The following is a 3,153-nucleotide window of genomic DNA, read 5'->3' as shown; positions in this document are numbered from 1 at the left end:
TTCGTCAGGGCCCGACAGTCTCGTCGCGAAGCCGCTCATGAACAGGCCCGTGGCAAAGGCAGCGAAGCCCAGAAAGGTCAGCAGGCGCGCCGGGGCCAGCCGGTCGAGCAGCACCGAAAGGGGGGCGGATACCAGCTGTGCCAGGCCTGTCACCAGCACCACCATGCCGATTTCGATCGGTCCCAGATAGCGCACCAGAGACAGAAACACCGGGAGGAGATAAACCGAGCCATACAGCCCGATGCCCAGAATGAAGCTCAGCGCGCAGCCATAGGCAAGATAGCGGTCCCGGAACAGGCTGAAATCCACGGCGGGTTTCGGTCGCAGCACGGTGAGGGCAAGCAGCACGGCGAAGGCTGCGAACAGGCTGAGGGTCACCGGCGAGAACCAGCCAAGGTCGGGCGCCTGCTTGAGGCCGATCTCCAGCGAGGCAAGTGCTGCCGCGATGAACAGCACCGAAGCCAGATCAAGCTGGCGCAGAAGTCCAAGATGCAGCGGCTGGCGTGGCAGGCATGTCAGGCTCAGCGCCACGGTGACCACGCCCGGCACGACATTGATGAGGAACAGCCAGTGCCAGGAGAGGTGCTCGGTGATCAGCCCGCCCATGATCGGTCCCATTGATGGCGCGATCACCGCCACCAGCCCGCCGGCCACGGTGGCCACCGCCTGCTGCGTTCCCGGCCTGAACAGCAGGAAGACCGCCGCGAAGGCCAGCGGCATCAGAACGCCCGCCGCCATGCCCTGCAGCACCCGGAAGCCTATCAGCATCGCGAAGCCTGAACTGAGCGCGCAGCCCACCGAGGCAAGCGTGAACAGCGTCGTGGCCACGATCAGCAGCGTGCGCATCGAGAGCATGCGCATCAGCACGCCGGTGAGCGGGATGGTGATGATCTCGGCGATCAGATAGGAGGTCTGCACCCAGCTCATGCGGTCGGCGCCGATTTTCAGCGCCTTATCAATCACGCCCAGCGAGGTCACCACGATCTGGATGTCCAGCACCGCCATGAACATGGCCAGGCACAGGCCTGCAAAGCCAAGCCACGTCCGGACCATGCTTGGAGAGCGCGCTTCGGGTATCGGTTCAGTCATGTCGGAATGAGTATGGACCAGCCGGCCGCGGCCTCCAACGCCAGAAAGTCGCACGGGAGACTTGTGTTTGGTGTGGACATCTCCCTATTTACTGGGGCATGCGCCATGCGTTTGCAACCATCATCCTCTTCTCCTGTGCCACATCGGCTTCGGCCATGAACTGGGAGGGCCATGATGACTGGATGCAGGACTTGTCCTATGCCCAGGTCTACCAGCATGCGTTGCCGCATGCCGTACCGTTACCCATCCAGGATTGTTCGGAGAACACCACTGCCAAGAGCGACAACCCCTACGAACAGATCCCACTGACGCCAGATCGCTGCCATTCCGCCCGTGAGGGCCACCACCACTCCCGCTAGCGCTTGGGCGCCTCCCCGCCAGGACTCATCCCCGCCGTGATCGATTACATCCAGCCTTATCTCGACTACTTTACCACCAATCCCGAGTGGGCGCTGATCATCATCTTTCTCATCGCCATGGGGGAAGCACTTCTGATCATCGGCCTGTTCGTACCCTCCACGGCGGTGCTGGTGGGGGCCGGCATATTGGTCGGGACCGGCCATCTGGGTTTCTGGCCGGTGATCACCGTCACCGCCGTGGGATGCATCGTCGGCGACCAGGTTTCCTACTGGGCCGGCCGGCTGTTCGGCCAGCGGCTGAAGCTCATGTGGCCGCTCTACCGCTATCCGCAGCTGGTGCTGCGCGGCGAGGATTTCGTGCGCCAGCATGGCGGCAAGAGCATTGCCATCGGCCGCTTCGTCCCCGGTGTGAAGTCGGTGGTGCCCGGCATTGTCGGCATGTTCGGCATGAACCAGCTGTTCTTCATTTTCGTCAACGTCACCTCGGGCATCGCCTGGTCCTTCGCGCACATCGTGCCGGGCGTTCTGATCGGGCAGGGGCTGGCCTTTGCAGGCGAACTGAGCGGCAGGCTTCTGATGGTTCTGCTGGCGCTGCTCGTCATCCTGGCGCTGGCGGGCTACGTGATCCGGCTCGCCGCGGCTGGCATCTCGCCGCACCTCGACCGGCTCCTGTGGCGGGTCTCGGCCTGGGCGCGGGCCCGCCCGGGGCGCTCCTGGCAGCGTTTTGCGCGCGCCGTGGCGCCCGACAACCCGCGCTCGGTGATGATCGTGCTGTTCGCCGCGATCGTGTTCGCGGGGCTTCTCAGCCTCGCCAACATCGCGCTGCGTGCGGCTTCGGGGCATGCGGTCTCCAACCTCGACATCTCGATCGCCAGCCTGATGCGCGAATCGCGCAACGCGCCCGCCGATGAGATCATGACCGTCATCACCATGATGGGCGACACGGTGGTGATGACGGCTCTGGCGCTGGCGATGATCGTCTGGCTCTTCTGGCACAGGGCCTATCGCGCCGCCTATGCTGCGATCATCGCCATTGCTGCCGCCAAGATCTTCGAACTGGTGATGAAGTTCGGCCTGCAGCGCGCCAGACCCAGCGAGCTCGCCTATGCCGGCGCAAGCCAGTACAGCTTTCCCTCGGGCCACGCCACGATGGCGGCGGTGATCTTCGGCATTCTCGCCATTCTGGTCAGTCATGCCATGGGCCGCTGGGGCCGAGCGGTGGTCTATGCGATGTGCGCGCTCGTGGTGGTGGCGATCGCCTATTCGCGGGTCTATCTGGGGGCGCACTGGCTTTCGGATGTGCTCGCGGGCCTGTTGTTCGGCACCGTCGTGATGGCCGCCTATGGCGTGGCGGTGGAGGCGGTGCCGCCGCGCCGCATCCGGCCCATGGGCCTGCTTGCGGCGGCTTTCGCGGTCTTCGCCAGCGTCGGGGCGCTTCATGTTGCTCAGGGCTACGCCAGCGCCGCCCAGTTCTACGCCATGCCGGAGCGGCGCATTCTGGTGCCCGAGGCGCAATGGCTTGCCGCCGACTGGGAGGGGCTGCCCCTGCGCCGCATCGATCTTGCAGGCCGCCCGGGCGAGATGTTCGTGGCGCAGTATGCAGGCGAACTCGCCACCCCCGAGGCGTTGCTGCTCGCCGCTGGCTGGAGCGTTTCGCCGGTTTGGACCTGGCAGGACAGCCTACCCTATCTCAACCCCAAGGCCA

Annotated in this window: 3 protein-coding genes; 2 read left to right on the top strand and 1 reads right to left on the bottom strand. The window is 65.0% G+C overall.

Going from position 1 to position 3,153, the window contains the following annotated elements:
* On the bottom strand, nt 1-1,089 hold a 1,089-nt coding region (locus ACILRN_RS16345; protein ID WP_395690026.1), incomplete at its 3' end, for a DHA2 family efflux MFS transporter permease subunit.
* A gap of 98 nt (nt 1,090-1,187) precedes the next feature.
* Between ACILRN_RS16345 and ACILRN_RS16340 the strand changes: the two genes are divergently transcribed.
* Entirely contained in the window at nt 1,188-1,448 is a 261-nt protein-coding gene (locus ACILRN_RS16340) for a hypothetical protein (protein ID WP_395690025.1), read from the top strand.
* 36 nt (nt 1,449-1,484) lie between these two features.
* On the top strand, nt 1,485-3,153 hold a 1,669-nt coding region (locus ACILRN_RS16335), incomplete at its 3' end, for a bifunctional DedA family/phosphatase PAP2 family protein (protein ID WP_395690024.1).

The organism is Aestuariivirga sp., assembly GCF_044238155.1.
Classification (GTDB): Bacteria; Pseudomonadota; Alphaproteobacteria; order Rhizobiales; family Aestuariivirgaceae; genus Aestuariivirga.
Note: the sequence above shows the minus strand (reverse complement) of the source record. Positions and strands in the feature narration are given on the sequence as shown.